30 protein-coding genes, 1 pseudogene and 1 riboswitch are annotated in these 26,413 nt (G+C 37.0%); of the genes and pseudogenes, 26 read left to right on the top strand and 5 right to left on the bottom strand.

Features of this window, described 5'->3' with window-relative positions; genetic code table 11:
* The first annotated feature begins 63 nt into the window (after nucleotides 1-63).
* Complete coding sequence (locus QA539_RS05975) at nucleotides 64-810, top strand: SDR family NAD(P)-dependent oxidoreductase (RefSeq protein ID WP_219491867.1); 747 nt, start codon at nucleotides 64-66, stop codon at nucleotides 808-810.
* On the opposite strand, the gene QA539_RS05970 is transcribed toward QA539_RS05975, so the two are convergent.
* Both QA539_RS05970 and QA539_RS05965 read right to left on the bottom strand, forming a co-directional pair.
* Nucleotides 811-1,752: an alpha/beta hydrolase gene (locus tag QA539_RS05970; RefSeq protein WP_419894964.1), complete on the bottom strand. Its 942-nt coding sequence runs from the start codon at nucleotides 1,750-1,752 to the stop codon at nucleotides 811-813.
* Nucleotides 1,749-2,660, bottom strand: coding sequence for an aldo/keto reductase (locus tag QA539_RS05965; protein ID WP_419894963.1), 912 nt, complete (start codon nucleotides 2,658-2,660; stop codon nucleotides 1,749-1,751). Before QA539_RS05965 ends, QA539_RS05970 begins: the two co-directional genes overlap by 4 nt.
* 65 nt (nucleotides 2,661-2,725) lie before the next feature.
* Between QA539_RS05965 and QA539_RS05960 the strand changes: the two genes are divergently transcribed.
* The 3 genes from QA539_RS05960 (at nucleotide 2,726) to xerD (ending at nucleotide 4,820) form a co-directional block, all read left to right on the top strand.
* Nucleotides 2,726-3,262, top strand: coding sequence for an NUDIX hydrolase (locus QA539_RS05960; RefSeq protein ID WP_283721873.1), 537 nt, complete (start codon nucleotides 2,726-2,728; stop codon nucleotides 3,260-3,262).
* Nucleotides 3,263-3,377: 115 nt separating this feature from the next.
* Nucleotides 3,378-3,857, top strand: a complete 480-nt coding sequence (locus QA539_RS05955) for a Fur family transcriptional regulator (RefSeq protein ID WP_283721872.1) — start codon at nucleotides 3,378-3,380, stop codon at nucleotides 3,855-3,857.
* 75 nt (nucleotides 3,858-3,932) lie between these two features.
* The gene (gene xerD, locus QA539_RS05950; RefSeq protein ID WP_419894962.1) at nucleotides 3,933-4,820 is read left to right on the top strand and encodes a site-specific tyrosine recombinase XerD; all 888 of its coding nucleotides are present in this window, start codon (nucleotides 3,933-3,935) and stop codon (nucleotides 4,818-4,820) included.
* Between the two features lie 120 nt (nucleotides 4,821-4,940).
* Here xerD and QA539_RS05945 read toward each other — a convergent pair whose 3' ends face one another.
* The gene (locus QA539_RS05945) at nucleotides 4,941-5,459 is read right to left on the bottom strand and encodes a DUF309 domain-containing protein (protein WP_219491854.1); all 519 of its coding nucleotides are present in this window, start codon (nucleotides 5,457-5,459) and stop codon (nucleotides 4,941-4,943) included.
* Between the two features lie 29 nt (nucleotides 5,460-5,488).
* Here QA539_RS05945 and QA539_RS05940 point away from each other — a divergent pair, with 29 nt between their 5' ends.
* The 10 genes from QA539_RS05940 (at nucleotide 5,489) to QA539_RS05895 (ending at nucleotide 14,138) form a co-directional block, all read left to right on the top strand.
* Nucleotides 5,489-6,205, top strand: a complete 717-nt coding sequence (locus tag QA539_RS05940; protein ID WP_419894961.1) for a segregation and condensation protein A — start codon at nucleotides 5,489-5,491, stop codon at nucleotides 6,203-6,205.
* Nucleotides 6,198-6,743 carry an SMC-Scp complex subunit ScpB gene (gene scpB, locus QA539_RS05935; protein ID WP_219491847.1) on the top strand — a complete coding sequence of 182 codons (546 nt, stop codon included), beginning with the start codon at nucleotides 6,198-6,200 and terminating at the stop codon, nucleotides 6,741-6,743. The genes QA539_RS05940 and scpB overlap by 8 nt, the downstream gene beginning before the upstream one ends.
* Nucleotides 6,740-7,477, top strand: coding sequence for a pseudouridine synthase (locus QA539_RS05930; RefSeq protein ID WP_413474539.1), 738 nt, complete (start codon nucleotides 6,740-6,742; stop codon nucleotides 7,475-7,477). The genes scpB and QA539_RS05930 overlap by 4 nt, the downstream gene beginning before the upstream one ends.
* Before the next feature lie 84 nt (nucleotides 7,478-7,561).
* Entirely contained in the window at nucleotides 7,562-8,095 is a 534-nt protein-coding gene (gene resA / locus QA539_RS05925; protein WP_219491840.1) for a thiol-disulfide oxidoreductase ResA, read from the top strand.
* 16 nt (nucleotides 8,096-8,111) lie between these two features.
* Nucleotides 8,112-9,365 (top strand): cytochrome c biogenesis protein ResB, encoded by a 1,254-nt coding sequence (resB, locus tag QA539_RS05920; RefSeq protein ID WP_419894960.1) that lies wholly within the window; start codon nucleotides 8,112-8,114, stop codon nucleotides 9,363-9,365.
* Between the two features lies 1 nt (nucleotide 9,366).
* Complete coding sequence (locus tag QA539_RS05915) at nucleotides 9,367-9,732, top strand: cytochrome c biogenesis protein ResB (protein WP_419894959.1); 366 nt, start codon at nucleotides 9,367-9,369, stop codon at nucleotides 9,730-9,732.
* Nucleotides 9,725-10,933, top strand: coding sequence for a c-type cytochrome biogenesis protein CcsB (gene ccsB, locus QA539_RS05910; protein WP_219491835.1), 1,209 nt, complete (start codon nucleotides 9,725-9,727; stop codon nucleotides 10,931-10,933). Before QA539_RS05915 ends, ccsB begins: the two co-directional genes overlap by 8 nt.
* A gap of 18 nt (nucleotides 10,934-10,951) precedes the next feature.
* Nucleotides 10,952-11,659 carry a response regulator transcription factor gene (locus QA539_RS05905; protein WP_219491832.1) on the top strand — a complete coding sequence of 236 codons (708 nt, stop codon included), beginning with the start codon at nucleotides 10,952-10,954 and terminating at the stop codon, nucleotides 11,657-11,659.
* The gene (locus tag QA539_RS05900) at nucleotides 11,659-13,416 is read left to right on the top strand and encodes an ATP-binding protein (RefSeq protein ID WP_419894958.1); all 1,758 of its coding nucleotides are present in this window, start codon (nucleotides 11,659-11,661) and stop codon (nucleotides 13,414-13,416) included. The genes QA539_RS05905 and QA539_RS05900 overlap by 1 nt, the downstream gene beginning before the upstream one ends.
* Nucleotides 13,417-13,440: 24 nt before the next feature.
* A riboswitch (FMN riboswitch) is annotated at nucleotides 13,441-13,558 on the top strand.
* A 49-nt stretch (nucleotides 13,559-13,607) separates the two neighbouring features.
* Entirely contained in the window at nucleotides 13,608-14,138 is a 531-nt protein-coding gene (locus QA539_RS05895) for an ECF transporter S component (protein WP_241427513.1), read from the top strand.
* 62 nt (nucleotides 14,139-14,200) lie between these two features.
* On the opposite strand, the gene QA539_RS05890 is transcribed toward QA539_RS05895, so the two are convergent.
* Nucleotides 14,201-14,425, bottom strand: a complete 225-nt coding sequence (locus tag QA539_RS05890; protein WP_041636407.1) for a ferredoxin — start codon at nucleotides 14,423-14,425, stop codon at nucleotides 14,201-14,203.
* A 132-nt stretch (nucleotides 14,426-14,557) separates the two neighbouring features.
* Here QA539_RS05890 and QA539_RS05885 point away from each other — a divergent pair, with 132 nt between their 5' ends.
* The 5 genes from QA539_RS05885 (at nucleotide 14,558) to QA539_RS05865 (ending at nucleotide 19,676) form a co-directional block, all read left to right on the top strand.
* Nucleotides 14,558-15,502 carry a helix-turn-helix domain-containing protein gene (locus QA539_RS05885; RefSeq protein WP_419894957.1) on the top strand — a complete coding sequence of 315 codons (945 nt, stop codon included), beginning with the start codon at nucleotides 14,558-14,560 and terminating at the stop codon, nucleotides 15,500-15,502.
* Complete coding sequence (locus tag QA539_RS05880) at nucleotides 15,492-16,874, top strand: RecQ family ATP-dependent DNA helicase (RefSeq protein ID WP_419894956.1); 1,383 nt, start codon at nucleotides 15,492-15,494, stop codon at nucleotides 16,872-16,874. Before QA539_RS05885 ends, QA539_RS05880 begins: the two co-directional genes overlap by 11 nt.
* A 76-nt stretch (nucleotides 16,875-16,950) precedes the next feature.
* The gene (locus tag QA539_RS05875; protein ID WP_419894955.1) at nucleotides 16,951-17,985 is read left to right on the top strand and encodes a LysM peptidoglycan-binding domain-containing protein; all 1,035 of its coding nucleotides are present in this window, start codon (nucleotides 16,951-16,953) and stop codon (nucleotides 17,983-17,985) included.
* A 17-nt stretch (nucleotides 17,986-18,002) separates the two neighbouring features.
* Nucleotides 18,003-18,650: an HPP family protein gene (locus tag QA539_RS05870; RefSeq protein WP_219491817.1), complete on the top strand. Its 648-nt coding sequence runs from the start codon at nucleotides 18,003-18,005 to the stop codon at nucleotides 18,648-18,650.
* A gap of 45 nt (nucleotides 18,651-18,695) precedes the next feature.
* On the top strand, nucleotides 18,696-19,676 hold the full coding sequence (locus QA539_RS05865) for a YpdA family putative bacillithiol disulfide reductase (RefSeq protein WP_120785594.1): 981 nt from the start codon (nucleotides 18,696-18,698) through the stop codon (nucleotides 19,674-19,676).
* 15 nt (nucleotides 19,677-19,691) lie between these two features.
* Here the strand turns inward: QA539_RS05865 and QA539_RS05860 are convergent, their stop codons facing one another.
* A complete protein-coding gene (locus QA539_RS05860) occupies nucleotides 19,692-20,657 on the bottom strand; it encodes an asparaginase (protein WP_099483520.1) in 966 nt (321 codons plus the stop codon).
* A 74-nt stretch (nucleotides 20,658-20,731) separates the two neighbouring features.
* Here QA539_RS05860 and cmk point away from each other — a divergent pair, with 74 nt between their 5' ends.
* From cmk to QA539_RS05825, 7 genes and pseudogenes are all read left to right on the top strand, one after another.
* On the top strand, nucleotides 20,732-21,382 hold the full coding sequence (gene cmk / locus QA539_RS05855; protein ID WP_219491811.1) for a (d)CMP kinase: 651 nt from the start codon (nucleotides 20,732-20,734) through the stop codon (nucleotides 21,380-21,382).
* A gap of 80 nt (nucleotides 21,383-21,462) precedes the next feature.
* Nucleotides 21,463-22,626: a 30S ribosomal protein S1 gene (rpsA, locus tag QA539_RS05850; protein WP_419894954.1), complete on the top strand. Its 1,164-nt coding sequence runs from the start codon at nucleotides 21,463-21,465 to the stop codon at nucleotides 22,624-22,626.
* Between the two features lie 109 nt (nucleotides 22,627-22,735).
* Nucleotides 22,736-24,046, top strand: a complete 1,311-nt coding sequence (der, locus tag QA539_RS05845; protein WP_219491805.1) for a ribosome biogenesis GTPase Der — start codon at nucleotides 22,736-22,738, stop codon at nucleotides 24,044-24,046.
* Between the two features lie 10 nt (nucleotides 24,047-24,056).
* Nucleotides 24,057-25,056, top strand: a pseudogene (locus QA539_RS05840) (NAD(P)H-dependent glycerol-3-phosphate dehydrogenase).
* Nucleotides 25,057-25,065: 9 nt separating this feature from the next.
* Complete coding sequence (locus tag QA539_RS05835) at nucleotides 25,066-25,272, top strand: DUF2768 family protein (RefSeq protein ID WP_219491800.1); 207 nt, start codon at nucleotides 25,066-25,068, stop codon at nucleotides 25,270-25,272.
* Nucleotides 25,265-25,966 (top strand): hypothetical protein, encoded by a 702-nt coding sequence (locus QA539_RS05830; RefSeq protein WP_419894953.1) that lies wholly within the window; start codon nucleotides 25,265-25,267, stop codon nucleotides 25,964-25,966. Before QA539_RS05835 ends, QA539_RS05830 begins: the two co-directional genes overlap by 8 nt.
* A 111-nt stretch (nucleotides 25,967-26,077) precedes the next feature.
* On the top strand, nucleotides 26,078-26,350 hold the full coding sequence (locus tag QA539_RS05825; protein WP_041636009.1) for an HU family DNA-binding protein: 273 nt from the start codon (nucleotides 26,078-26,080) through the stop codon (nucleotides 26,348-26,350).
* Nucleotides 26,351-26,413: the final 63 nt, after the last annotated feature.

Raw genomic sequence — 26,413 nt, 5'->3', positions numbered from 1 at the left:
ATTGTTCATAGCATTTATTATAGTGTAAACTATATATAATTTACAATTGCGATGGTGAGGATTATGAGTAAAAGAATATTGATAACGGGTGCCTCGGGAGGCATTGGAATTAAACTTGCTGAACAGCTTCTAATAGAAGGAAACACGGTGTATGCATGTGCAAGAACATTAAGTAAGCTCTTTCATCTAAGAGAATCGTTCGTTGATCGATGTGTATTGCTATATGCTGACTTTAAGTCAGAGGAGTCAACTTTGGCCTTTATTGAGGAGGTAGCTCGTATTGACTTTGATGTTGTAATATTTTGTGCAGGATTCGCAAATTATCGATCGCTCGTGTCGATGACACCCGAAATAATGAATGAGATGATGTTCGTCAACTATCAAAGTGTCGTCTATATTATCAAGTCGATGTTAAATGAACAACACAAACCGCATTTCATTATACTAGGTTCATTGGCGGCTCATGCAGCGACCCCAGGAGGGGCAATCTATTCTGCTTCTAAAGCTGCACTCAATCAAACGATAAATGCTTTGCGGCTCGAGATGCCTGAAGCTTCATTTACTGTTGTCAACACAGGTCCAGTAGATACAGAATTTATCTTTAAGGCGAGCGGCAATGTATCTCTCTTAAATCGTCTGATTATGATACGTAGTGATATACTGACACAAGAAATAATAAAGGCAATACACAATCCACGAAGAGAAATTAATCGTCCAAAGTGGATGTATATTGCTTTAAAGGTGTATAACCTCGCTCCACGCTCCATCGAAAAGATGTTCAAACCATTTTTTATGACAAAAGTAAAATGATTATGGCTGAGCTGGAGGCAATAGGTTGTATGTTTCAAGAAAGTTTTGTACGACTTTCTTATATGTCAGAGGGTTGACGTTATAGCTCGCAGCATGACCACCATGTTCCGGATACCAGCGCATCTTAGGTCCAATCTTCTTGTTATAAAGGTCAACGGAATGTGTATATGGGATAAATGTATCTGGTTTTGAATGGATGAACAGGATAGGTTGTTCGACATTGTGTATGACATTGATAGGTGAGACCTGATTTAAGGTGAAATGTGTTCTTAGTCTTAATATTCGATTCATAGAATAGAGAAGGAAGCCGCTTCCTAATCTCGACTTTTGTTCGATGATCTGAGTCAGCAGCTGACTAAAGTTACTAAAAGCGCAATCAGAAATATAGAACTCAGCTTCATTTGCGAGCTCTCCAGCATAGAGCAATGTTGTTGCTGCACCCATAGACTCACCATGAATGCCAAACTTAATATCATAGCCATACTGCTCCTTCAAGAAGGTGATCACACTTTCCAGATCGGTTTTTTCATAGTATCCATATGTTGAGTGATTACCCTCACTTTGGCCATGTCTTCTATGATCAAAGATGATACCATTAAAGCCTAATGATATGAATAGATTTAAATATTTTATGCTTGTTATCTTATTCTCAGTGACACCATGACAAAAAATCATCCAGTAATTATGTTGATAAGGCTTAACCACTGTTCCGCTAAGATTATAGCCGTTGCGTGAGTGAATTGTTACATCGATTGGATTCAATGCTTTAAAGGCTTGTTCATCCAGCCGTTTTGCTTTGATCTCTCTTCTCCTGATTACTTCAACGTCTCTTAGCTTAAAGTTCAGAAGATAATTTGAAGCAATAATACCAATGATGCTGGAAGTAATACCACTCGCAACAGATAGACCTAACAATGTGTTTATCAGTGTTCTTGATTTCATTTAATATGATCCTTATAATCAATATCTTTAAAAAATGTCCTTACTTGTTCGATGTTTGATCCTTGTTGCTTCAACGCATTTTCGAAATGCTTAATATTTTCCAGTAACTGTTCCTTGCTTGATGCACCGTTTACAATCGATGCTACAGGATACTGCAGTAAATATTGATACGCAAGTTCAGTTAGATTTCCAGAACGCTTAGCTTGATCAATACTCTGTTTTAATGCTTCATAACTCGAGTCTAAAATGCCGTCTTTAAATTTAGTATCTAGTATGCGGGATGCATGATCTGTCAGTAGACCTTTCATTAAAGGACCTCTTGCCAATATTCGAACATCGTGCTTCTCGATACTTTCAATAAGCTGCTCTGGTCTATTATCGATTAAACTGAACTGCATCATTATTGTGTCAATATTGCTATGTTCAAGGTAATAATCAATAACGTTCGGTCTGATAGAGCTTATGCCATAAGCACGAATTAATCCTTCTTTCTTTAAGCTTTCAAACGTGTCTATGACTTCATCCTTATTATCTTCAATTGTCCCGCCATGCAGCATATATAAATCCAGATAATCTGTCTTTAAACGGGCTAAGCTGTCAGTAATACTACGTTTTATGTGAGATTTAGAAGGATTCCATTTAACTTCATCGTTAATCATATTAAACTCATTCCCAACTTTAGAAGCAAGGGTTACTTCATGTCTGAGCTTGTTAGAACTCAGAAATTCCCCAATAGTTTCCTCGTTATGTCCTTTTTGATACAAGTCGGCAGTATCAATATAAGTAATATTATTTTCTAACGCCGTCTTTAAAATTTTATCTGCCTCGGCTTGTGTTTGAGGAAGATTCATTGCTCCTAAGCCGAGCTGTGAAAATATAAGACCACTTTTCGTATGATTTGTCTTCAAGATTATTCCTCCATTCGTTATAATAAGTATAGTTTAACATGATAAATGAAAGAGAGTGAATTGATATGGATCTGACAGAGCGTACGATTGAAAAAACACAAATATTTGACGGTAAAGTGATTAAGGTTGAAGAACATATCGTTACATTACCCAATGGCAAAGAAACAGTGAGAGAAGTTGTAAAACATCCAGGAGCTGTTGCGATTCTTGCTGTTAAAGACAATAAGATTCTATTTGTAGAACAATTTCGCAAGGCAATGGAGAAATGTCTGATTGAAGTCCCGGCAGGAAAGGTTGAACCAGGAGAAGAAAGAATAGAAACTGCTAGGCGTGAACTTGAAGAGGAAACTGGGTATACGCCTCTGCAATTATCACTTTTAAAAGAATTCTATGTATCTCCAGGTTTTTGTGATGAATTTATTTCGCTTTATTATACAGATACTTTAGTTGCATCTAACGAACTATCTCCTGATGAGGATGAGTTTGTCAGTCATCATTGGCTGACATTAGATGAAGCTCTGCGCTGGATAGATGAAGGGAAGATAGAAGATGCGAAGACGATTCTTGCGATATTAAATTATCAGCTCAAATTAAGAAAATAAGGTATAAATTAATTATCATTTAATAATTATTCTAATCTGAGAATAAATTTATTTGCATTAATTCTCAATTACTGATATTTTATATATATTAATCGTTACCTTTAGGAGTGAGGATATGCAGGAAAGAATTAATAGAATAAAGGAGCAGTTACATGAAGCTTCTTATAAACTAACCCCTCAAAGGGAAGCGACAGTTACTGTATTATTGGAGAATGAAGCAGATCATCTAAGTGCGGAAGATGTTTTTCTGAAGGTAAAGGAAAAATCTCCTGAAATTGGACTTGCAACGGTTTATCGGACACTGGAGCTTTTAGCTGAACTGAAAGTTGTAGATAAAATAAATTTTGGTGATGGGGTCGCACGTTTTGACCTGAGAAAAGAAGGTGCAAAACACTTCCATCATCACCTTGTGTGCATGAATTGCGGTGCGGTGGAAGAGATTGAAGAAGATTTACTTGAGGATGTTGAGAAAAAGGTTGAACGTGACTATCACTTTCAGATTATGGACCACCGTCTGACCTTTCATGGAATATGTAGAATGTGCACTGAAAAAGGTTTCAGAGCGGATGAACTTAATAAACGTATCAATGAATAAAGAGACTGCAGTCTCTTTTTTTTATATATTCATATAAAATATTATGGTAAACTTAATCTACAAAGAGGTGAGGATATGCAGGAAATCATAGATGAATTTTTACACTTTATTATGATTGAAAAAGGACTGAGTGAAAATACGATCGCAGCGTACAGAAGAGATTTGAATCATTATAAGAAGTTTTTAGAAGAATCACATATTGGTTCTATAGATAATATCGATAGATTTACGATTTCATTATTTCTCGGCAAGTTAAAGGACGATGGTAAATCGTCAAAGACGCTTGCTAGAATCACTGCATCCGTTCGAGGATTCCATCAGTTTGCACTTAGAGAAAAATATGCAGTGAAAGATCCGACAATCATCCTGGAACCGCCAAAATTTGAAAGAAAACTTCCGGATATACTCACGGTTGAGGAAGTTGACATTTTCTTATCTTCACCTGATACTTCTAAAGTAACAGGTAGAAGGGACCAGGCAATGCTCGAACTACTATACGCAACAGGTATGCGCGTGTCAGAACTTATCAATCTGGATGTCGAGGATGTAAATACTGTTATGGGCTTTGTTAAAGTGACAGGTAAAGGTAATAAGGAGCGCATTGTCCCTATAGGAACGCATATGATTAAGCTGATGGATGCTTATATTGCGAACACACGTCATAAAATGCTTAAAAAGGAGATGACAGATAGTTTGTTTCTGAATTTCCATGGAAAGCGTATGACTAGACAGGGCTTCTGGAAGATAATGAAACAGGTCCAGGCAGAGTCAGGAATACAAAAAAGGCTGACACCTCATACGTTAAGGCATTCGTTCGCCACACACCTGCTTGAGAACGGTGCAGACTTACGTGCTGTACAGGAGATGCTTGGGCATGCTGATATTTCATCTACGCAGCTATATACACATATCGATACGAAACAAATTCGTGAAGTTTATAAAAATACACACCCGAGAGCATAGGAGAAATGTATGAATAAAAAAAATGCAAGTGAAAATAAGGCATTCAAACCACAGGAACAACGACAGATACTGAAAACATCTGAACATAAGGATGGAAAGCCTCGAAATAACATGATGCTGCTAACCTTTATTACCATGATGGCCGTTGTGTGGGGACTCGTCTATTGGCTTTTTATTGTATAATGCACTGTGTCTAGCCAAAAGGACTTCGGTTCTATCACGCTTCAAATGTTTGTGAATGATATTTTCGTGGATGTCTGATGAAATGTGATGCGCTTTATCACGCAATAACGAACGAACTTCTGGACGCACTGGAAGAGTGATCTGCTGGTATACTGGTGAGTTTATAAGCATATCAATCTCGGATGCTAATCTCGCAATATCAATAAATCGTTCATAATGGGAATCGATATAAAGTTTGAGGATTCGCTTTGCTTTCGACAGTGAGCGATGTCCGCCTGTAATATTGCCACGGCGCATATGATACTGGCCAGTTGCAAGTAGTATTAGGCCAACTTCAAAGTCTTGCTTGGTAAATTCAGGTTTATTTTTCCAGAAGTCTTCCAACAGTTCATGACATTCGAAATAATCTCTCAGATATTCAAAATAATAGACGTACTCAGCAATAATAGTTTTCAATTTAACCACTCCAGAATATAGGTGAAATAATGTATGAAGTAAAACTCGCGTCCTTTCAGGGACCACTCGATCTACTGCTCCATCTTATAAAGCAGTATGAAATCGATATCTATGATATATCGATGAAAATTCTGACTGAACAATATATCAATTATATCAAAGAAGTCACTGATTTAGATATCAATGTGCATGGCGATTATCTTGTAATGGCGAGTGAGTTGTTGCGCATCAAAAGTAGGATGCTTCTGCCAGAAAGTACAGAAACGGTTGAAGAAACTGAGGACCCGAGAGAGGGTCTGATGAACCAGCTTATTGAGTATCAGAACTATAGAATGTTAGTAGAAATACTCAATGAAAAAAAGAAGGAAGAAGAGCGATATTTTGTTAAACGTGGGAATGACCTTTCTCGATTCGAGAAGATTGATACCTCGTTAGAACTTGATTTGATGGATCTTATAACGGCATATCATAAGGCAAAGCAAAGACAGCATGTAGTAAAACCTACAATATCAATGACAAGGGATACATACTCAATTGAAGATGCAACTAAGAATATTGTTGAAAAGTTGCAGCACAAACAAAAGATTACGTTTGCTGATTTTGTAACATTTTCGGAAACTAAGACGCAGATTGTCACCCTTTTTATGGCTTTATTAGAACTAATGAAGGTGGAGACGGTAAAAATACGTCAAGAGCATACATTTGGTGATATTTATATAGAAAGGGGCAGATGTTATAATGGTTGATAAACTAGAAATTATAACTGGGTTATTATATGCAGCCGGAGATGAGGGCGTTGATGAATCGACTTTATGCGAAGTTGTACAGCTAACACCAGTACAGATAAGTGATATGACCAGGAGATTTCACCATAGTGTATTAGAGATAAGAAAGTTAGGAGACAGTTACTTTCTTATGGCTAATGACAGTTTAACACCGTATCTACAACACCTTGTTACACATACGAAAGAGAAGAAACTGACGCAAGCTTCAATGGAAACTTTAGCGATTATCGCATATAATCAGCCTCTGACGAGACAAGATATAGAAATTGCACGTGGTGTAAATTCTGATGGACCGATAAAGACACTCATTGAAAAAGGGCTTATTAAAGCAAATGAACAAAAAGAGGCTCGAGCTAAATTACTGGTGACAACACAGGAGTTTTTAAGAGCATTCGGCTTAAAAAGCCTGGATGAGCTCCCGATGGATGAAGAGGGTAATACAGAATCAGATGAAATTGAACGATTCTTTAAAAATTTAGAGACGGAGGATGAATTATGAATGAACAGTTAGAAAGATTGCAAAAAGTAATCGCAAAGAGTGGTGTTACATCAAGAAGGAAAGCTGAAGTGTTAATTACTGAAGGCAAAGTAACAGTAAACGGACAAACTGTGACTGAGCTCGGCACAAAAGTAAAGCCAAATGATATTATCGAAGTAGAAGGTATCCCGCTAGAGAACCCAGAGAAAATTTATATTCTTTTCCATAAACCTACAGGTGTCATTACAAGTGTTTCTGATGAAAAAGGAAGAAAGGTCGTTACAGACTATTTTCCAGGTCTCAATTTAAGGATCTTTCCGGTTGGACGTCTGGATTATGATACGTCGGGCTTGCTCTTATTAACGAATGATGGAGACTTTGCAAACCAAATGACGCACCCTAAATATAAGATGAAGAAAAAATACGTTGCTAAACTAAAGGGATTCTTGTTACGTGAACAAGTAAAGCAACTTGAAAAAGGTATTATGCTTGAAGATGGTAAAACTGCTCCTGCACTTGTGAAAGTTAAGTCTCAAGATAAAGAGAAAAACACGACATTAGTTGAAATTACTATTTATGAAGGTAGAAATCGTCAAGTCCGTAGAATGTTTGCTCATTTTGGTCATGAAGTCGTTAAACTATCACGTATTGAGTATGGACCGCTAACACTAAAAGGGTTAAATGCAGGAGATGCAAGAGAATTAAGTCCCCATGAAGTTAAGACCTTAAGAAATATGGCATTAAATAAATCATAGTCCAAAATTCACATAGTTGCCACAGACTATGTGTTTTTGCATGTTATAATAAAAATTATATTGCAAAAAGGAGAATGGGTTTATATGCAAAAGTCACAGAAAAAGTGGATTCAGTATATAATAATGCTGCTGATATTAATTGCTATTGGTTTTATATTATATGTGAGTGTTGTTAAAGATGGTGAGAAGGTTGTGAAAGTCGGAGATAAAGCACCGTTATTTGAACTTGAAAATTTAGAAGGTGAAAAAGTAGCATTAAGTGATTATAAAGGTAAAGGTGTTATTCTAAACTTCTGGGGAACATGGTGTAACCCATGTAAAGAAGAGATGCCTGACTTAAACCGCATGAACAAAATCTATCACTCTAAAGGTGTTGAAGTGCTTACAGTACATGTGAAAGATTCACCACAGCAAATAAAGCAGTTCTTCAGCGAACTGCCTGAAGAAGTAGAGTTAATGGTTGCGCTTGACGGTTCAGGAGATGTGATGAAAGCCTATAATGCAAATGATTTACCGAATACATATGTTATAGATAAAAATGGTATTATAAAGGCACACCATAAAGGGCAGATGTCACGTGCAGACATAAAAAAATATATGGATATGGTACAACCATAAAGGGGTGCAGTATTAAATGAAAGACCAATCAATTCAATGTACATGTGGACATATTAATCCGCCAGGTACACAGCTTTGTCAAAATTGTGGTCGCTTAATCAACGATAATTATGATAAGAAGAAAATCGCTGATATAATGCGCTATGATGGACAGGCCATCCGTAGTAAGACGAAACATAAATCATTGGCAGATAAAGTGTGGAACTTTTTCGCTTCTGTAAAGACGGGAGTTATACTACTTGTATTGACGGTAATTGCTTCTGCAATTGGGACGATGTTTCCACAGCAGTATTTTATTCCGGTCGGAGAAGATCCATCAACATTCTATCAGGACAAATATGGAACACTTGGACTGATTTATTATAGATTAGGCTTTGATAATCTTTATACCTCCTGGTGGTTCTTAATTTTACTTGCGCTTGTTGCATTCTCAATTATCGCAGCAAGTATCGATCGAGGTATACCGCTTCATAAATCGCTGACGAGACAGACAGTAAAAAAACATCCGTCATTTTTTAAACGTCAAAGACTCACTTTGCACGATGATAGATTAGATATGTCACTCATTGAGACATTGAAGGACAATAAATATAAAGTGCGTGAGGAAGCAGGTTTCATTCTTGCAGAAAAAGGAAGAATCAGTAGATATGGGCCATATATCAATCATACTGGACTAATAATTCTGCTTGCTGGAGCAATGCTGCGTTTTGTACCGATGTTTTATGTAGATGAATTCGTAGGTATTGGAGAAGGAGAGACGAAAGTCATTCCGGGTACTGAAAATCAGTATTACATAAAAAATAATCAATTTATCTTTGAACAGTATGATAAAGAATCAATGTCGAATACAAACAGTAAATCAGCTGATGCGACAATGAATAAAATTGCTAAAAACTATGAATCAAAAATTACGCTATTTGAGAATAAATCTGATTCATCAGTTATTGGTAGTAAACCGGAACTTGTAAAACTAAAAGATGATAGTATTCGCGTGAACCATCCAGTAAAGTTTGACCAGTTTGCACTCTATCAGAATAGTTTTGATCAGTCGCAGTTAGAAACGATGCTCTTTAAAGTACAAGATAAACAAGGTAAGCAAATCGGAAAAAACTTTGAGGTCAAGCTCGATAATCCGAAAGATGATTATAAAATCAGTGATACGTTGAATGTGCACCTACGTAACTATGCACCTGATTTTGATAAAATTACGGAGAATGGAGCACTAGCAACAAAATCTCCTTTACCGAACAATCCAAAGATTTGTCTTTGAAGTGAATGATGGGAAAAAATCAGAATACAGCCTGCTAAAAATCCGATCATCACAAGATATATCGAAAGATAATCAGTATGATGTTAAATTTGTCAGCGCGACGAATAAAACAATAACGTATTTAACGGTCAAGAAGGATCTGACACTTCCTATATTATTTGTAGGATTTACAATTTTCCTATTTGGACTTGCAATAGGGTCTTATATTAATCATCGTAGAATCTGGATTAATACGAATGAAGGGACGCTCGCAGCTCATACGAATAGAAACTATTATGGATTTAAACGCGAGATAGATACGATGTTACATAAACATCATTTACAAGAAGTAAATGATAAGTATGAGGTGGAGGATAAGAATGAATAATGAAACTTTATTAAATTTTAGTAGTACTTCTTTATACGCAGCATTTATTCTATATTTAATAGCGATTTTACCTTTTTCAGCAAGTATTAAAGCAAAATCGAAACGCTACGAAAATATGGGTGTCTTATTAACAACGATTGGTTTTGCATTGCAGCTTGTTTATTTTATCACAAGATGGATTGCTTCAGGCCACGCACCAGTAAGTAATATGTATGAATTCTTAACGATGTTCGGGATTATGATGGTAGGCGGATTTCTAGTTATCAATTATATCTATCATACACCGATACTTGCACTCTTCTCTTTACCGATTGCGATGCTTGTTATCGTCTATGCAAGTATGTTTTCAAGAGAAGTATCACCGTTAATTCCAGCGTTACAGAGTAACTGGCTTGCGATACACGTTATAACTGTAACTATCAGCTATGGCATTCTTTCTGTAAGCTCAGTGGCGGGATTGATCTATCTTCTGAGATATGTTGATGCGAAAGAGAAATCTAAAGACGCATTCTGGCTTGAGGTAGTCATGTATTTTATCGTATTAGTTTTAGCATTTATATTAACAACGATTGTAATGAAAGGTATTGTTGATTATAAGGAAGAATATTTCTATCAAGATAAAAATGGCATGAATGCAGTTGCTGAATACCATTTACCAGGATTAGTTACATTCAAGGATAGTACACCAGTTGTTAAAGTTGATGGGACGAAAGAAAGCTATAAAGAAGTTAAACGCTTTGACACAGGAATCGAATTACCACCTGTAATCAATGCACAGAAATTAAATACGGTCGTGTGGTCAATCATCATCGGTTCTATCCTTTATGGGATAATCAGACTCATCGCACGCAGAACTATTTTTTCAGTCATCAAACCTTTGACTAATAAAGTTTCGTTGAGATTAATGGACGAAATTTGTTATCGTTCTGTCATCATCGGGTTTCCGTTATTTGCTCTTGGAGGATTATTATTTGCGAGTATTTGGGCGCAGATTGCATGGAGTAGATTCTGGGGCTGGGATCCTAAAGAAGTCTGGGCGTTAATTACATTCTTGTTCTATGCGATTTTCCTACATTTAAGATTAGGAAAGGGCTGGGAAGGTAAAAAATCAGCATGGCTTGCCGTTATTGGTCTCGGTATCATCTTATTTAATGTGATTGCGGTGAATCTAATCATTGCAGGTCTCCATTCCTATGCATAATGAAAGGGTGAGCATAATATGAAAGAAAAGATTTTAATAGTTGATGATGAAGATAGAATTAGAAAGCTTGCTAAGATGTATCTAGAAAGAGAAGGCTATGAAACTGTAGAAGCGGAAGATGGAGAGCGCGCGCTCGAGCTTGCACTGAGTGAAGATTTTCATTGTATTTTACTAGATATCATGCTGCCTGGTATGGATGGTATCCAAGTATGCAAACGATTACGTGAAGAGAAATCTACGCCTGTTATTATGCTGACTGCAAAAGGAGAAGAACATAATCGCGTAGAAGGCTTTGAAATTGGGGCAGACGATTATATCGTCAAACCGTTCTCTCCACGAGAGGTTGTACTACGCGTAAAGGCAATTTTAAGACGTTCGCAATCAACAATGTTCATACAACAGGAAGCGCATGCGAAAGATCTGATCGTTTTTGATTCACTAGTGATAGATAATGATGCACATAGAGTGCTTGCAGATAATAAGGAGGTTAATTTAACTCCAAAGGAATATGAACTATTACTTTTTCTGGCTAAGAGTCCAGATAAAGTATTTGATCGTGAGCAACTGCTTAAAGATGTATGGCATTATGAGTTTTATGGTGATTTACGAACAGTTGATACACATGTGAAGCGATTAAGAGAAAAATTGAACAAAGTATCGCCACATGCTGCAGATATGATTCATACAGTATGGGGTGTAGGATATAAATTTGAGGTCAGAGACTGATGAAATATATCAATAGTGTCGTTATTAAACTGTGGTTAACTATATTGTTTATAGTAACCACAGTTTTAATTATATTATCGGTTGCACTGATGAGCTTTTTTAATGCTTATTTGATGAGTGAATCTGCACATGCATTAAAGCAACAGGCAGAAAAAGTTGAACTCGTCCTTATGAGTCGGCATGACAAAAGTGATGCAATGAACTATGTGAAAGAACTGATCGAAAACCCTGCTGGACTGATATTGATTACGAATAAACAGGATCAACATAAGAACATTGAGGATCCGTTAAAAGCATTGATGTTAAAAGAAATTCAGACGAACAAAGCATTTGATGCTGTGTATAAAAAAGATGAAACTGTTGTTCAGTCAATCGAAGTCAATTATCAGGGCAGCAAACATGAATATCTGCTCGTAGGATACCCTTCTCAGGCATTTGAATATAATGGAAGCGCAATATTTATTTATCAAGATACCAATACGATATCCGATGCTTTCAACTACATCGCAATCATCATATTTTTAGTTGCACTCGTGCTGCTAATTTTGACGACAATATTTGCATTTTTCTTGTCTACACGTATAACTAAACCATTAATTCATCTGAAGCAAGCGGCGTTTAAACTTGCACGGGGTGAGCGAAATGAGAAAATCAAGGTTCAATCACGTGACGAAATTGGAGAACTTGCTCTTGCATTTAATAAGATGGAAGAAGATATTACTTTGAACATGAACAGGATATCTTCTGAAAGAAATTTGAGGGACAGATTAATCAATGCAATGGAGGATGGCGTGCTGAGTTTCAATATGCATCTAGAGAAGCAGCTTCAAAATCCAATGGCAGAGAAATTTCTGGATGACATCAACCAACTGCAGATTGAAGCCTTGAGTGATACTGTGAATAAAGTGATGCAGTCGGAAGATACGGTATATAATGAAATTACAACCAAAGATAAGCACTATGTGCTCATTGTTTCTCCAGTCGACAACCCAGAAATAAAACAAGGTAATGGGGCTGTAGCTATCATTAGGGATATGACTGAAGAGAAGAAGATTGATCAAATGAAACAGATGTTTATTGCAAATGTATCTCATGAACTGAGAACACCGATTCAAATGCTTCAAGGATATACGGAGGCCATTCTAGATGGTATTGTCAGCGAAAAGTCTGATGTGGATGAATTTCTAAATGTTATTCTTGACGAATCAAAGCGTCTGAATCGTCTTGTGAATGAACTGCTGAATGTAGCTAGAATTGATGCCGGTGAACAAGTTCTGAATTTAGAAGCTACTGACATAGAGGAGCTGATAGAAAGAACGATAATGAACTTCAAACATGTGGCCGAGAAACATGAGACAGACATTCAAACTCATTATAGGCATCATTCTAAAGCTTGGTTAGACTATGATAAGATGATTCAGGTGATTACCAATATCATTGATAACGCACTACGCTATACTGTTGCAGGAGATGTAATTAGTATTCATACTGATGAAGACGATGAGAACCTCATCATCAGTATTTCTGATACAGGTGTGGGTATTGCGCCGAAACATATCGATAATATATTTGAACGTTTCTACAAGGTGGATCAGGCTAGGACGAGAGGTAAACATGGTACCGGATTAGGATTATTTATCGTCAAATCAATTATAGAAGGTCATCATGGCAGTATAAATGTGGATAGCAAGGTCGGCAAAGGCACAACATTTGTTATCTCAATCCCAAAAGTTGACGATACAAAGAATAACAAGTAAGATATATACTATAAAAAATATATCATTCATCTTCGGGGTCGGTGTAATTCCGAACCGGCGGTTACAGTCCGCGACCTGATTACTCAGCTGAACTGGTGAAATTCCAGTACCGACAGTACAGTCTGGATGGGAGAAGATGGAGGTTTTCCTCCTCTTTGTAAGATGGATAGAAGGAGAAGGAAATGACACAGATTAATAAGACAAGACGACTCATTACGGTGAGTCTATTAAGTGCGGTTGCTTTTTTACTTATGTTTTTAAAGTTTCCGTTACCATTTTTACCACCCTATCTCACAATTGATTTAAGTGATATTCCTGCAATTATCGCACTTTTCACTGTTGGACCACTTGGAGCGATTGGAGTCGAAGTCATTAAAAACTTGCTAAATTTCTTGATGAATATGACAGATCCAATTGGGCCTGTTGCGAATTTTCTTGCAGGGACATCATTGATATTGACATTGTATGCAGTAACTAAAGGGAGAAAGCAACGACTAATCGTTGGATTTTTATGTGCAACAATCGTATTGACGATGGTAATGAGTATTATGAATTATTTCGTATTATTACCGCTTTACGGTATGATAATGAATTTCACTGATATCTCTAATAACTTAAAGGTAATTATTACAGCCGGCATCATCCCTTTTAATATTATCAAAGGCATACTACTCGCGATATTATCGATTATATTGCTCAATGTACTGCCTAAAACCAGATAAAAACAACCCGGACTACTGCAGAAAATAATCTCTATTTTCTACAGTAGTCCGGGTTTGTTATATTATTCGAACTTCAGTGCGTCACCATCAAATGATTCATCTGCCACTTTGATTGAGTCTGTAGGACAACCTTCAAATGCGTCGATCATATCTTCTTCAAGTTCTTCAGGTATTTCTTGAGTCCCTTGGTTGTCATCTAATATTACGTAAGCAATACCTTCGTCGTCGTAATCATATATATCTGGAGCTGCAGCACCACAAGCACCACATGCAATACATGTATCCATATCAACAATTGTATATTTACCTGCCAAAATTTTCGCCTCCCACCAATTTCATGATAAAATATATAAACAATGTACATAACTATTTTAGTGATTGTTTAATGGTTTTTCAACAAAAAGATTCAGGAGATGCTTATGAATTCTATATCAACTTACATACGTACACATTATCGTGAAGATAAATCTATAAAAAGTCTATGGAATATTGTAACCGGAGCAAGAACGCAGCAGACATATTTTGACGCCTCTATGCAGCATCTTTTACCTGTTTACGAGATTGCACCAGGCTATCCTTTTGAAGCATTCACAAGTATGTTAAGTCACAATGATAAGCAACGAGAGTACATGCTTTTCCCTTATTTTTACCTTGCATCTGAGATGAGTTTTGAGACGTTATGTCTACTTATTCAGGCATCTTCAGAAATGAGTTATGGCACAAATAGGTTTGTGCCAGTCTCTAACAACCTGATTGTACAGTCGCAGGTTAAAGAAGTTATAAGGCGGGCGAAAACTAAAGACTTCAACCTTCTGCAGCTAGATTTCTTTAAACTTGTAACTTTAGTGCAAGATAAATTTAAACATAGCTATTTCGTATATAAAATAACGGGCCATGATATACATCCAAGAAACGATGAACAATTGGCACGACTATTAAATGTTGAAACATCTCATTTGAAATTTATGTTATTGGCAGAGAAAAACTATATACTGCATTTGCTTCGAAATGAATCATTCCATCTATTAAATCATCTTTATTACAAGGTGCCCTTACATAAGAATACGGCAAGAACGTACCAGCTGATAAATAGCTATACTATCGATGAAACTGCTCGTTTGCTTCGTTTAAGAGAGCATACTATCCAGGACCATATTATTGAAATGATGATTAAAGATTATCCTGTGGAGATTTCACGTTTTATTAGCGCGGATGAACTGCAGGCAATTGTTCATCTTTATAGTCAGTTAACATATGGAAAGCTAAAATCATTTTATGAGCATTCAGAGGTTAAAGATTATTTCAAACTGAAGATTGGTATTATATACGCCAGTCTGATGGAAAGGAACGATCATGTCGATTGAACATTTGCTAAATAAGCGTTTTGGGATTAAAAAGTTAAATGAGGAACAAAGAATAATAATTGATAGTATATTGAATAATGAAGATGTATTAGCACTGATGCCTACTGGAAGTGGTAAATCAATCACGTTTCAGCTGCCAGTTGTATTTACCGACGGAAAAGCGCTCGTTATCACCCCGTTAATTGCTTTGATGGAGGACCAGGTGATGCAGTTGAAGATGAGTAAAATTGATGCTGTAGCTATTCATGGAGGTCTATCACGTGCGGAACTTTCGATAATTACGCATCGCATTGATAGCTATCAATTTATTTATTGTTCTCCCGAATGGTTACAAAGTGAACTTGCAGAAGCATTATTCTCTCGCATAAGGTTCACGCATATTGTACTGGACGAAGCACACTGCATTTCTCAATGGGGATTTCAATTCCGTCCTCATTACTTGCTTGTGAATGAAGTGATTGATAGACATAATGCACAGGTAATCGCTCTAACAGCTACAGCAACAAAAAAGATTGTTCATGATATTGAGGAGATTATCGGAAGGCCATTGAAAGTACATGATTTTCTCAAAAATAAGGACAATATGTACTTGTATAAATATGAAGTGCGTGAAGATGATAAGCTCATATTTCTACAAAAAGTACTTAAAGAAAGTGGACCTACTATTATCTATTTCTCATCGAAGAAGGTATGTGATGCTTTATACGAGGCGCTTTCTGAGGATTTTATTGTGGATAGATATCATGCAGATATGACCTATAGTGAACGTACTGAAGTACAGAGTCGGTTTATGGAAGATGAAGTACATGTAATATGTGCAACCAGTGCTTTTGGAATGGGAATCAATAAGAAAAACATCCGTACGGTGATTCACTATCACATCCCAGCATCAATCCTTCAGTTTATTCAGGAGATTGGTCGCGCAGGAAGAGATCATCACTCTTGTCAATCGATACTCCTATATAATAATAATGATATCGCACAAGCGTCACGACTGCTCGAATTAGACGCTATTGACACAAGCGATCTACATAATTATACTCTGCAAAATATTTATGATGCGGAAAAGAAAGAGAAGCTTGATATTTTTCATCGCAAGTTTGCTAACAACATTATCGCTGATAAATTAAAGGCGCATCAATATGAGCAACAGCAGTTATTATCAAAGATGCTTGCGTATGTGCATAGCAATCATTGTCTCCACCATGAACTTTCCGGCATGTTGAGGACATCTTCGATAAATTCAGATGAATTTTATGAACGTAATCAGTGTCACAAGTGCAAAGTGACAGATTTGCAAAGATATGAAAATATTACTAAAAGTATTCAACTTGAGCCTGTGGCATTAATTTTAGAAAGGTTATTTTTATAGCTGTAATACTTTACTAAAGCAATAGTGTTTGTCTATAATAAGAATAGACTATAAATTGATGAGTGGGTGGATAAACGTGTCAAAAAATGATTTTAAAGATGAATTTGAAAAGAATAAACAAAAGATCGAAAGACAACAAGAAGAGACGGTTGAAACTGAAGAAGTAAGTTCAGAAACATATGAAGGAAAAAAAGAAACTGAAGAAGATATTTTTCCGCCTCGTGGAGTCTCACGTCGTAGCCGTTCACAAGAAAGAAAGAAACGTGAAGACAATACTAACGATAACAAAGAAGCAGGAACTATTGGCGCTGGCGCTAAGAAAAACAACAAAAGAGATAACAATCAAAAGACTAATAAACAAGTCTCTAACAGTAAAAAAGCAGCTGGTGCAGCAGGGGTAGCAGGAGCGGCTGCAAAAGTAAATAAAGCAAATGCAAAGACTGTCGAAGAAAAGCCTGAAAATGGAAAACAGCAAGAAGATAAGGATAATAGTGGACTTAAGAAATTTATTCCACTGATTGCTGCGATTTTAATACTACTGCCAATTATGTTGCTGCTTGCAAATTATATCAATTCTCAAAGTGATAATAAACATAATAATACAGAACAAGTAGCAACGAACGACAAGAAGAAAACTGCTGAAGAAAAAACAGACAAAGCTAAGGATAAGACTGTTGAAGAGGCAGAGTCAGAAAAAGCAGCTAAGGAAGAAGCAGCTAAGGAAGAAGCTTCTAAGGAAGAAGCGGCTAAGGAAAAAGTGGCACAGGAAAAAGCAGCACAGGAAAAAGCGGCACAAGAACGTCTGGCAGCACAAAAAGCTGCTGATGAAACAGAAGCAGCAAGATTAGCCGAAGAAAAAACAGCAGAAGTTCAGGATAATGCATCACAAACAGACAATGCATCACAATCATCAGCTGCTTCAAATAATAACCAGTCTGACAATCAGCAGGCGCAGGCGACACACGTCGTTAATGCTAAAGAGAATCTTTACCGAATAGCGATTAAATACTATGGTAATGGCTCTCCAGAAAATGTTGAAAAGATAAGACAGGCAAATGGTATTTCAGACAATAATCTTTCACAAGGACAAACGTTAGTTATACCAAAATAAAAAAAGGGGGCGGTACTATGTATTTAAAGTCAATAATGATACCTAAAGAAAAATGTTATGTTGCCAGTCCAGATGACACGGTTAAGAGTGTGCTTGACAAGCTTGAACACCATGGTATTGACGGGATGCCTGTTGTTGAAACAGGAAAATATATTGGCACAGCGACACGTTATAGCATCTTTAGACATTTCTTCTTTATGAAGACACCCAAACTAAGAGATGAATTCATTGAAAACACAAAGATTAAGGATATCCTTCCTCTTGATGAATATAGTGTTAAAGATGATGCGCTATTCGAAGAGTCTTTCTTAACATTACAAGATTTTCCGATTTTAAGTGTTATCAATGAACGCAACGATTTTTTAGGCGTGGTTTCACGATTTGATGTTATGGAGCAGTTTAAATCTGCATTTGGAATGAATCAAAAAGGTGTGCGCATTGCCATTACATCAATAGATGCAGAAGGGCGTATCATGCGTCTTGCTTCAGCATTGAAGAAGTATAAGTTAAATGCTATTTCTTTTGTAACGTTTGACGAAACAGATAAGATGCATCGAAGAATGATTGTTAAAGTTGAAGATAGTAAAAATATTAAGAAGTTTACAAAGTATCTTAAAAACAATGGCTTTAAGATTCTCGATATACAAGAACATGACGAAATCTAGAGGGGGCTCTTTTGAGCCCTTTTTTATTTAAGAAAGGTGAAAAAAATGAAACACGTACAAAGTATTATAATTGGAGCTGGTCCATGTGGATTATCAGCAAGTATAGAGCAAAAAAAGAAAGGCATAGATAATATTATCATCGAAAAAGGGAATGTCGTCGAAGCAATCTACAATTATCCGACACATCAGACTTTTTTCTCGACGAGTGAAAAATTGAGTATCGGTGATATTCCGTTTATTGTTGAAGAACATAAGCCGCATCGAAACCAAGCACTTGTCTATTACAGAAGTGTAGTGAAATATCATGATTTAAAGATTCATTCTGGCGAAGAAGTTCTAAAAGTGGAGAAGCATGAAGACGAATTTATCATCACGACAACTAAAGCACACTATAAATGTAATTACGTTACAGTTGCGACAGGTTATTATGGGCAGCCGAATACATTAGATGTACCGGGTGCTGATTTAGATAAGGTGCAGCATTACTTCAAGGAAGCCCATCCTTATTTTGATCAGGATGTGTTGATCATTGGTGGTAAAAACTCTGCAATTGACGCTGCGATCGAACTTGAAAAAGCTGGTGCACGAGTGACAGCTGTGTATCGCGGCGATACATATTCTAAGAGTGTGAAACCCTGGATATTACCTCTTTATGAATCCCTTGTTAATCATGAAAAAATTAAACTCTATTTTAATAGTCATGTAACCTCTATCAATGATTCTGAAGTGATCATTCAAACCCCTGATGGAGAAATGGCAATCAAAAATGATACTGTTTTTGCAATGATTGGCTATCACCCGGACTACACGTTTTTAAGTGATATGGGGATAGAACTCATAACAAATGAATTCGGGACAGCACCTTTCTATGACAAAGAGACGATGGAGACGAATATAGACAATTTATATATCGCAGGGGTGATCGCAGCAGGAAATGACGCGAATACGATATTCATTGAAAACGGAAAATTTCACGGCGGACTGATAGCTGATGATATTATAAAAAAAGAAATACGTGGACAATAATTTGTCCGCGTATTTTTAACGTTTGAAGTAATCGTCAAGAAGAGCATCATTTAAGCCATTACTTATTGCGACGATAAGTTTTAAACGCGCTTTCTGACCGTTAAGTCCATTGGAGAATATGAGACCCATCTTCTGTAGCTCATACCCGCCACCTTCGTACTGATAGTTACCACTTGCAATTCCATTGAAACATCGGGATACGATGACAATCGGGATATTTTTATCGATTAGATGTTGGATGCCGTCTAATGAAGAAGGCGGTAAGTTTCCTTGTCCAAGCGCTTCTATAACAAGCCCGTCATATTCCTGATCAGCAAAGAATTTAATTAAGTCTGAGTCTAGGTCGCTATGGGCTTTTACGAGTCCAACTTTAATCGCTTCATTGACTTTAACCAGCGGGGGATGTGTTAATGGATGATGATGGAAATAAATATTGTTTTTCGTGATAATACCAAGTGGTCCGTAATTTGGACTTTGAAAAGTACTTGTATTTGATGTATGGGTCTTTGTTACGTTCATAGCTGTATGAATTTCATCATTAAACACAACAAGCACGCCTTTGTTTTTGGCATCATCATGGCAAGCTGTACGTATTGCGGAGATGTAGTTATACAGACCATCTGCCCCGATTTCGTTGGATGAACGCATCGCGCCGGTTAAGATTACTGGAATTGAAACGTTGAGGGTCAAATCCAGAAAATATGCTGTTTCTTCGAGTGTGTCAGTGCCATGTGTGATGACGATACCATCATAGTTTTCTTCGTATATTTCATTGATAATTGATTTTCTTAATATATTCATATGTTTAAGGGTCATATGAGGAGAGGGGATTTGAAATGGGTGTTTTTCAGTAATGTTTGCAATCGACTGAATGATTTCGATATTTGACATAGGATTTGTGTCATTCGTTGTGACGACACCCTGCGCATTTTCAGACATACTGATTGTTCCACCTGTATGCATTACGAGAATATTTTTCATTTTAGTCCTCCAATATACATTGATATAGCTCTATGATAGAATAATTAAGATTAAACAACAAGGTAGGTATATAAATGAATAAGATAAATATCGCAATAGACGGACCTGCAGCAGCAGGAAAAAGTACAATTGCTAAGCGTGTCGCTGAAGCATTAAGCATGATTTATGTGGATACTGGGGCGATGTATCGTGCGATTACACTCGCACATTTAGAGCAGCCTGAAATAGAAATCGATAAGTTGGTTGAGCATATAGATTTGAAGCTGATCAATAGATCTGGTCAGCGCATTTATCTCAATGGAAGTGATGTCAGCGATAGAATTAGAGAGCACGATGTTACATCAAATGTGTCTAGGGTTGCTAGTATTGAAAGTGTTAGAACGAAACTTGTGAATCTTCAGCAGAATATGACAGCGCATAAAGGTGTTGTTATGGATGGTCGAGATATTGGAACGAAAGTTATTCCTGAAGCTGAATTAAAGGTGTATATGGTAGCCTCTGTAGAAGAACGTGCAGAACGTCGTTTGATTGATAACAGAAATAGAGGGATTGCCTCAACATTCGAAGAATTGAAAAGAGATATTGAACGTCGTGACCACCTGGATATGACGCGTGAAATCTCGCCGCTCACAAAAGCAGAGGATGCTATTGAAATTGATACAACGGGAAAGTCAATAGAAGAAGTGACAGCCCAGATTATTGAATTAGCAAAAAGCGCAATGTAAAAAGCGTATTCCTTGACTTTCAGCTCGATTTGTAAGAAGTTTATAATAACACTAGTTGTAATTTCAAGGAGGAATCCACAATGACAGAAGAATTTAACGAAGCAATGATTAAAGAAATTCAAGAAGGAGACAAGGTTAAAGGAACGGTACAAGCGATTGAAGAGAAACATGTCGTTCTTAACTTAGATGGTGCAAAATATGATGGTATCATCCCAATCAGTCAACTTTCAAGTCTACATATTGACAATGCTGAAGAAGTCGTTCAAATTGGCGATGAGATTGAAGCGTTTGTTACTAAGATTGAAGATAAAGAGGAAGATGGTCATTACATCTTATCTAAACGTCAACTAGATGAATCTGAATCATTTGAATCATTAAAAGAAAAGTTCGAAAATGATGAAACGCTAGAAGCAGAAGTTAAAGAAGCAGTTAAAGGTGGTCTTGTTGTTGATGTAGGCCTAAGAGGATTTATTCCGGCATCTTTAATTTCTACGAATTATATTGAAGACTTCTCAAACTACGTTGGTCAAGTATTAACTTTAAAGATTGAAGAACTAGATCAGGAGAAGAACCGTGTAATCTTAAATCACAAAGCCATCGAAGCTGAAGAGAACAAAGTGAAAAAAGAACAACGTCTTGATGAAATTGAAGTTGGTTCTGTAATCGAAGGCGAAGTTTTACGTATTACAAACTTCGGAGCGTTCGTAGATATCGGTGAAGTAGATGGTCTTGTACATATCTCTCAAGTTACGCATGATCATATCGATAAGGTTGAAGATGCTCTGTCTATCGGCGACAAAGTTAAGGTTAAAGTATTAAGCGTCGACAAAGAAGCAGAACGCGTTTCTTTATCAATTAAAGCTGCTTTACCTGGGCCGTTTGAAACGATTGAAGAGAAGTTTAGTATCGGAGACATCGTTGATGGAGAAGTTGTTCGTCTAGCAAACTTTGGAGCTTTCGTTGAAATTGATAAAGGATTACAAGGCCTTGTGCATATTTCTCAAATTAGTCACGAACATATCGGTAATCCATCAGAAGTCCTTGAACCAGGTCGAAAGGTTAAAGTGAAGATTCTGGATATCAACAAAGAAGAGAAACGTATTGGTCTTTCAATTAAAGCGACTCAAGAACAAGTAGAAGATTTTGATACTACATACTTGAGCAATGCTTCAAATCAAGAGAATCAAGATGCTCCAACACTTGGAGATATGTTTGGAGACAAACTTAAAAACTTAAATCTTTAATAGAGTTCTAAGGAGACAATGGCGCTTGCCTTGTCTCTTTTTTTTTAAATATTAATAAATGATAAACTATGTTAAAATAATAGGGATATTATTTGAGAGGATAGATAAAATGACAAAACCAACGATAGCGATTGTAGGTCGTGCAAATGTAGGGAAATCTACAATTTTTAATAGAATCGTCGGGGAACGTGTTTCGATTGTAGAAGACACACCCGGAGTTACAAGAGATAGAATTTATTCGAGCGGAGAATGGTTGACACATGAATTCAATATTATAGATACAGGTGGGATTGAGCTAGGTGATGAGCCTTTCCAGGAGCAGATTCGTGCTCAGGCAGAAATTGCGATTGAGGAAGCGGATGTTATCATCTTTATGGTGAATGGACGTGACGGGATTACGAATGAAGATGATTTCGTGGCAAAACTATTATTTAAATCAAGCAAGCCTGTTGTATTAGGTGTCAATAAGATTGATAATCCTGAAATGCGTGCAGATATATACGAATTCTACTCATTAGGATTTGGAGAGCCTATTCCGATCTCTGGATCACATGGTTTAGGTATTGGAGACTTGCTGGATGAAGCGGCAAAGCACTTCCCTGAGCAGCAGGAAGAAGATTATGATGATGATGTTATCAAATTCTCTCTTATAGGAAGACCAAATGTGGGGAAATCGAGTTTAATCAATGCAATCCTTGGTGAAGAGCGTGTTATCGTATCACCAGTCGCAGGTACAACACGAGATGCAATAGATACGGTATACACTTTTGAGGATCAGGAATACGTGATGATCGATACAGCTGGAATGCGTAAAAAAGGTAAGGTATATGAGGCAACAGAACGTTATTCTGTATTACGTGCCTTGAAAGCAATCGAACGTTCTAACGTTGTGCTGGTTGTTATCGATGCTGAAGAAGGTATTATTGAACAGGATAAGAAGATTGCTGGATATGCCCATGAAGCAGGTAAAGCTATTGTTATCGTTGTAAACAAATGGGACACTGTTGAGAAAGACTCAAAAACGATGAAGAAGTTTGAAGATAAAGTGCGTGAAAACTTCCAGTTCTTAGATTATGCACCGATTGCCTTTGTTTCTGCAAAGGAACGCAAACGTCTGAATACATTATTCCCACTGATTAATATGGCAGGGGAAAACCATCGTAAACGAGTTCAAAGCAGTACGCTTAATGAAGTGATCACTGATGCTGTTGCAATGAATCCAACACCAACACATAAGGGCAGTCGATTAAACATCTTCTATACGACACAAGTTGCGATTGAGCCACCAACTTTTGTATTCTTCGTCAACGATGTTGAGATGATGCATTTCTCTTATCAAAGATTTTTAGAAAATAGAATTCGTGCAGCCTTTGGATTCGAAGGAACACCACTACATTTAATTGCAAGAAAGAGAAATTAGGAGTGATTGTATGCTACAAGTTTCAGTAATCGGTACAGGTTCATGGGGTACTGCACTAGCGAATGTACTTTCAGAGAATCAGCACGACGTTTTAATGTGGGGAAAGACCCAAGCTACCGTTGATGAAATCAACACGCATCATACGAATGAAAAGTATCTTAAAGAGATTCAGCTGCACGATGCATTGCAAGCGACTTCAAATATTCAGCAAGCAGTACTGCATGCAAAGGTAATCATAATAGCTGTTCCTACGAAAGCGATTCGTTCAGTCATGCAGCAGATTAATGAGGTTGCGGATGAAAAGAAAATTTTTATTCATGTTTCTAAAGGGATAGAGCCTATAACATTTAAAAGAATCTCTGAAATGATAACCGAAGAGATGGATCCTGAGAAGTTTGAAGGTGTCGGTGTTCTGAGTGGGCCGAGTCATGCTGAAGAACTTGCACTTCAAAGATCCGACAACGGTGGCTGTAGCAAGTGACAACAAACAGATTAAGCAGATTGCACAAGATATTTTTATGAATTCGTATTTTAGAATCTATACGAATGATGACTTGATTGGTGTTGAAATTGGAGGTGCGCTTAAGAATATTATCGCACTTGCAGCAGGGATAACAGATGGCCTTGGCTATGGAGACAATGCTAAAGCAGCCTTGATGACACGTGGTCTCGCTGAAATCACACGCCTTGGAACGAAGATGGGAGCAGATCCGTTAACATTTCTTGGGCTTGCAGGGATTGGCGATTTGATTGTGACATGTACATCAGTACATTCACGAAACTGGAAATGTGGCAATATGCTGGGTAAAGGTGCTTCTCTAGAGGAAGCGCTGGCACAAATGGGTATGGTCGTTGAAGGAGTCCGTACGACACAAGCTGCAAACGAAATGGCACAAGCATTTGGTGTTGAGATGCCGATCACACAATCCTTATATAAGGTGCTGTTTGAAGGTCTTGATGTCAATGAAGGAGTTAGGAATTTGATGAACAGAGAAAAAACGAACGAATAGAGGTAGACTATGTTTAATATTTCTAGAATGGATTTAATGTGGGTATCATTTTATTCGCTTGGGCTAATGCTTCTTGCAATGATGCTTATTTATCTCGCAAGGTTTAAGATTGCTAATAAACCATTGAATATGATTGTTACGTTTCTTGCATATGCAGCATTGCTTATAAGTGCACTGCTCATGTTTGTCGTGTTAGGTGGTTCTAGTTATGCGTAAATCTTTATTATTATTACTGGTTTCTTTGCTGCTCAGTGGATGCATGTATCCTAAAGAAGCGCTTGAACAAAATCAAGTCGCACCTCAAGATCAGCTGAACATGGTTCAAAATGCTGTTGAAAGTTATCAGAAGGATACCGGTGGATTGCTACCACTGAAAGATAGAGATCAGACTTATGAAATCTATTTAAAGCATCCAGTTGATTTTGGAAAGTTAAAACCAAAATATCTTTCGCAGTTACCAGGCTCATCATTTGAAATGGGTGGCTATTATCAGTATGTGATGATGGACGTAGATAAAAATCCTAAAGTGATGATTGTAGATCTAAGAACATCAGATACTTTAAAAAATTTAAGAATTCGACTCGAGACGAAATCGAATGAATTGGCATTAGGAAAGAAGATAGGTCCAAACCTTTATAAAATTAACTATAAGAAATACGGTCTTGATCAATACCCGACAGTGAAGAGCCCTTATTCGGGCGAGGCATTACCTATTTATATCAACGGGGGGAACGAATTTAAGATAGATTACTCTCTTGATCTTGGTCGTGCACTACAGAAACATCAGGTAAAACAAGGGGAGGATATCCGATATATTCTCTATCAGGACAACCCAATATTACCTGCCTATTCAGTACCTTATACTGTAGATGATAAGAATGAACCCGTTTTCAAAACCGTACAACGCTAAAAAATTGTTGATAATATACAATAACCGTTGCAGTGACAACGTTTATTGTGTTAAAGTCATAACAGAATGATATTTTATATCATTTACATAATGTTGGGGAGGTGAATTGACATGAATAAAACAGATTTAATCAATGCAGTTTCTGATAGTGCAAACTTAACTAAGAAAGAAGCAGGTTTAGCAGTTGATGCTGTTTTCGAATCAATTCAAAAATCACTATCTAATGGTGAGAAGGTACAATTAATTGGTTTCGGTAACTTTGAAGTTCGCGAACGTGCTGCACGTAAAGGACGTAATCCGCAAACTGGTGATGAGATTGAAATCCCAGCAAGCAAAGTTCCAGCATTCAAAGCTGGTAAAGCATTAAAAGATGCAGTGAAATAAATGCATCTAAAGCCCACTATGGGCTTTTTTTATTTGTTCTTATACCATTTTTTATGAATTATC

It is taken from the genome of Macrococcus psychrotolerans (assembly GCF_038095555.1).
GTDB lineage: Bacteria > Bacillota > Bacilli > Staphylococcales > Staphylococcaceae > Macrococcoides > Macrococcoides psychrotolerans.
This window is presented reverse-complemented; position numbering and strand designations above follow the sequence as displayed.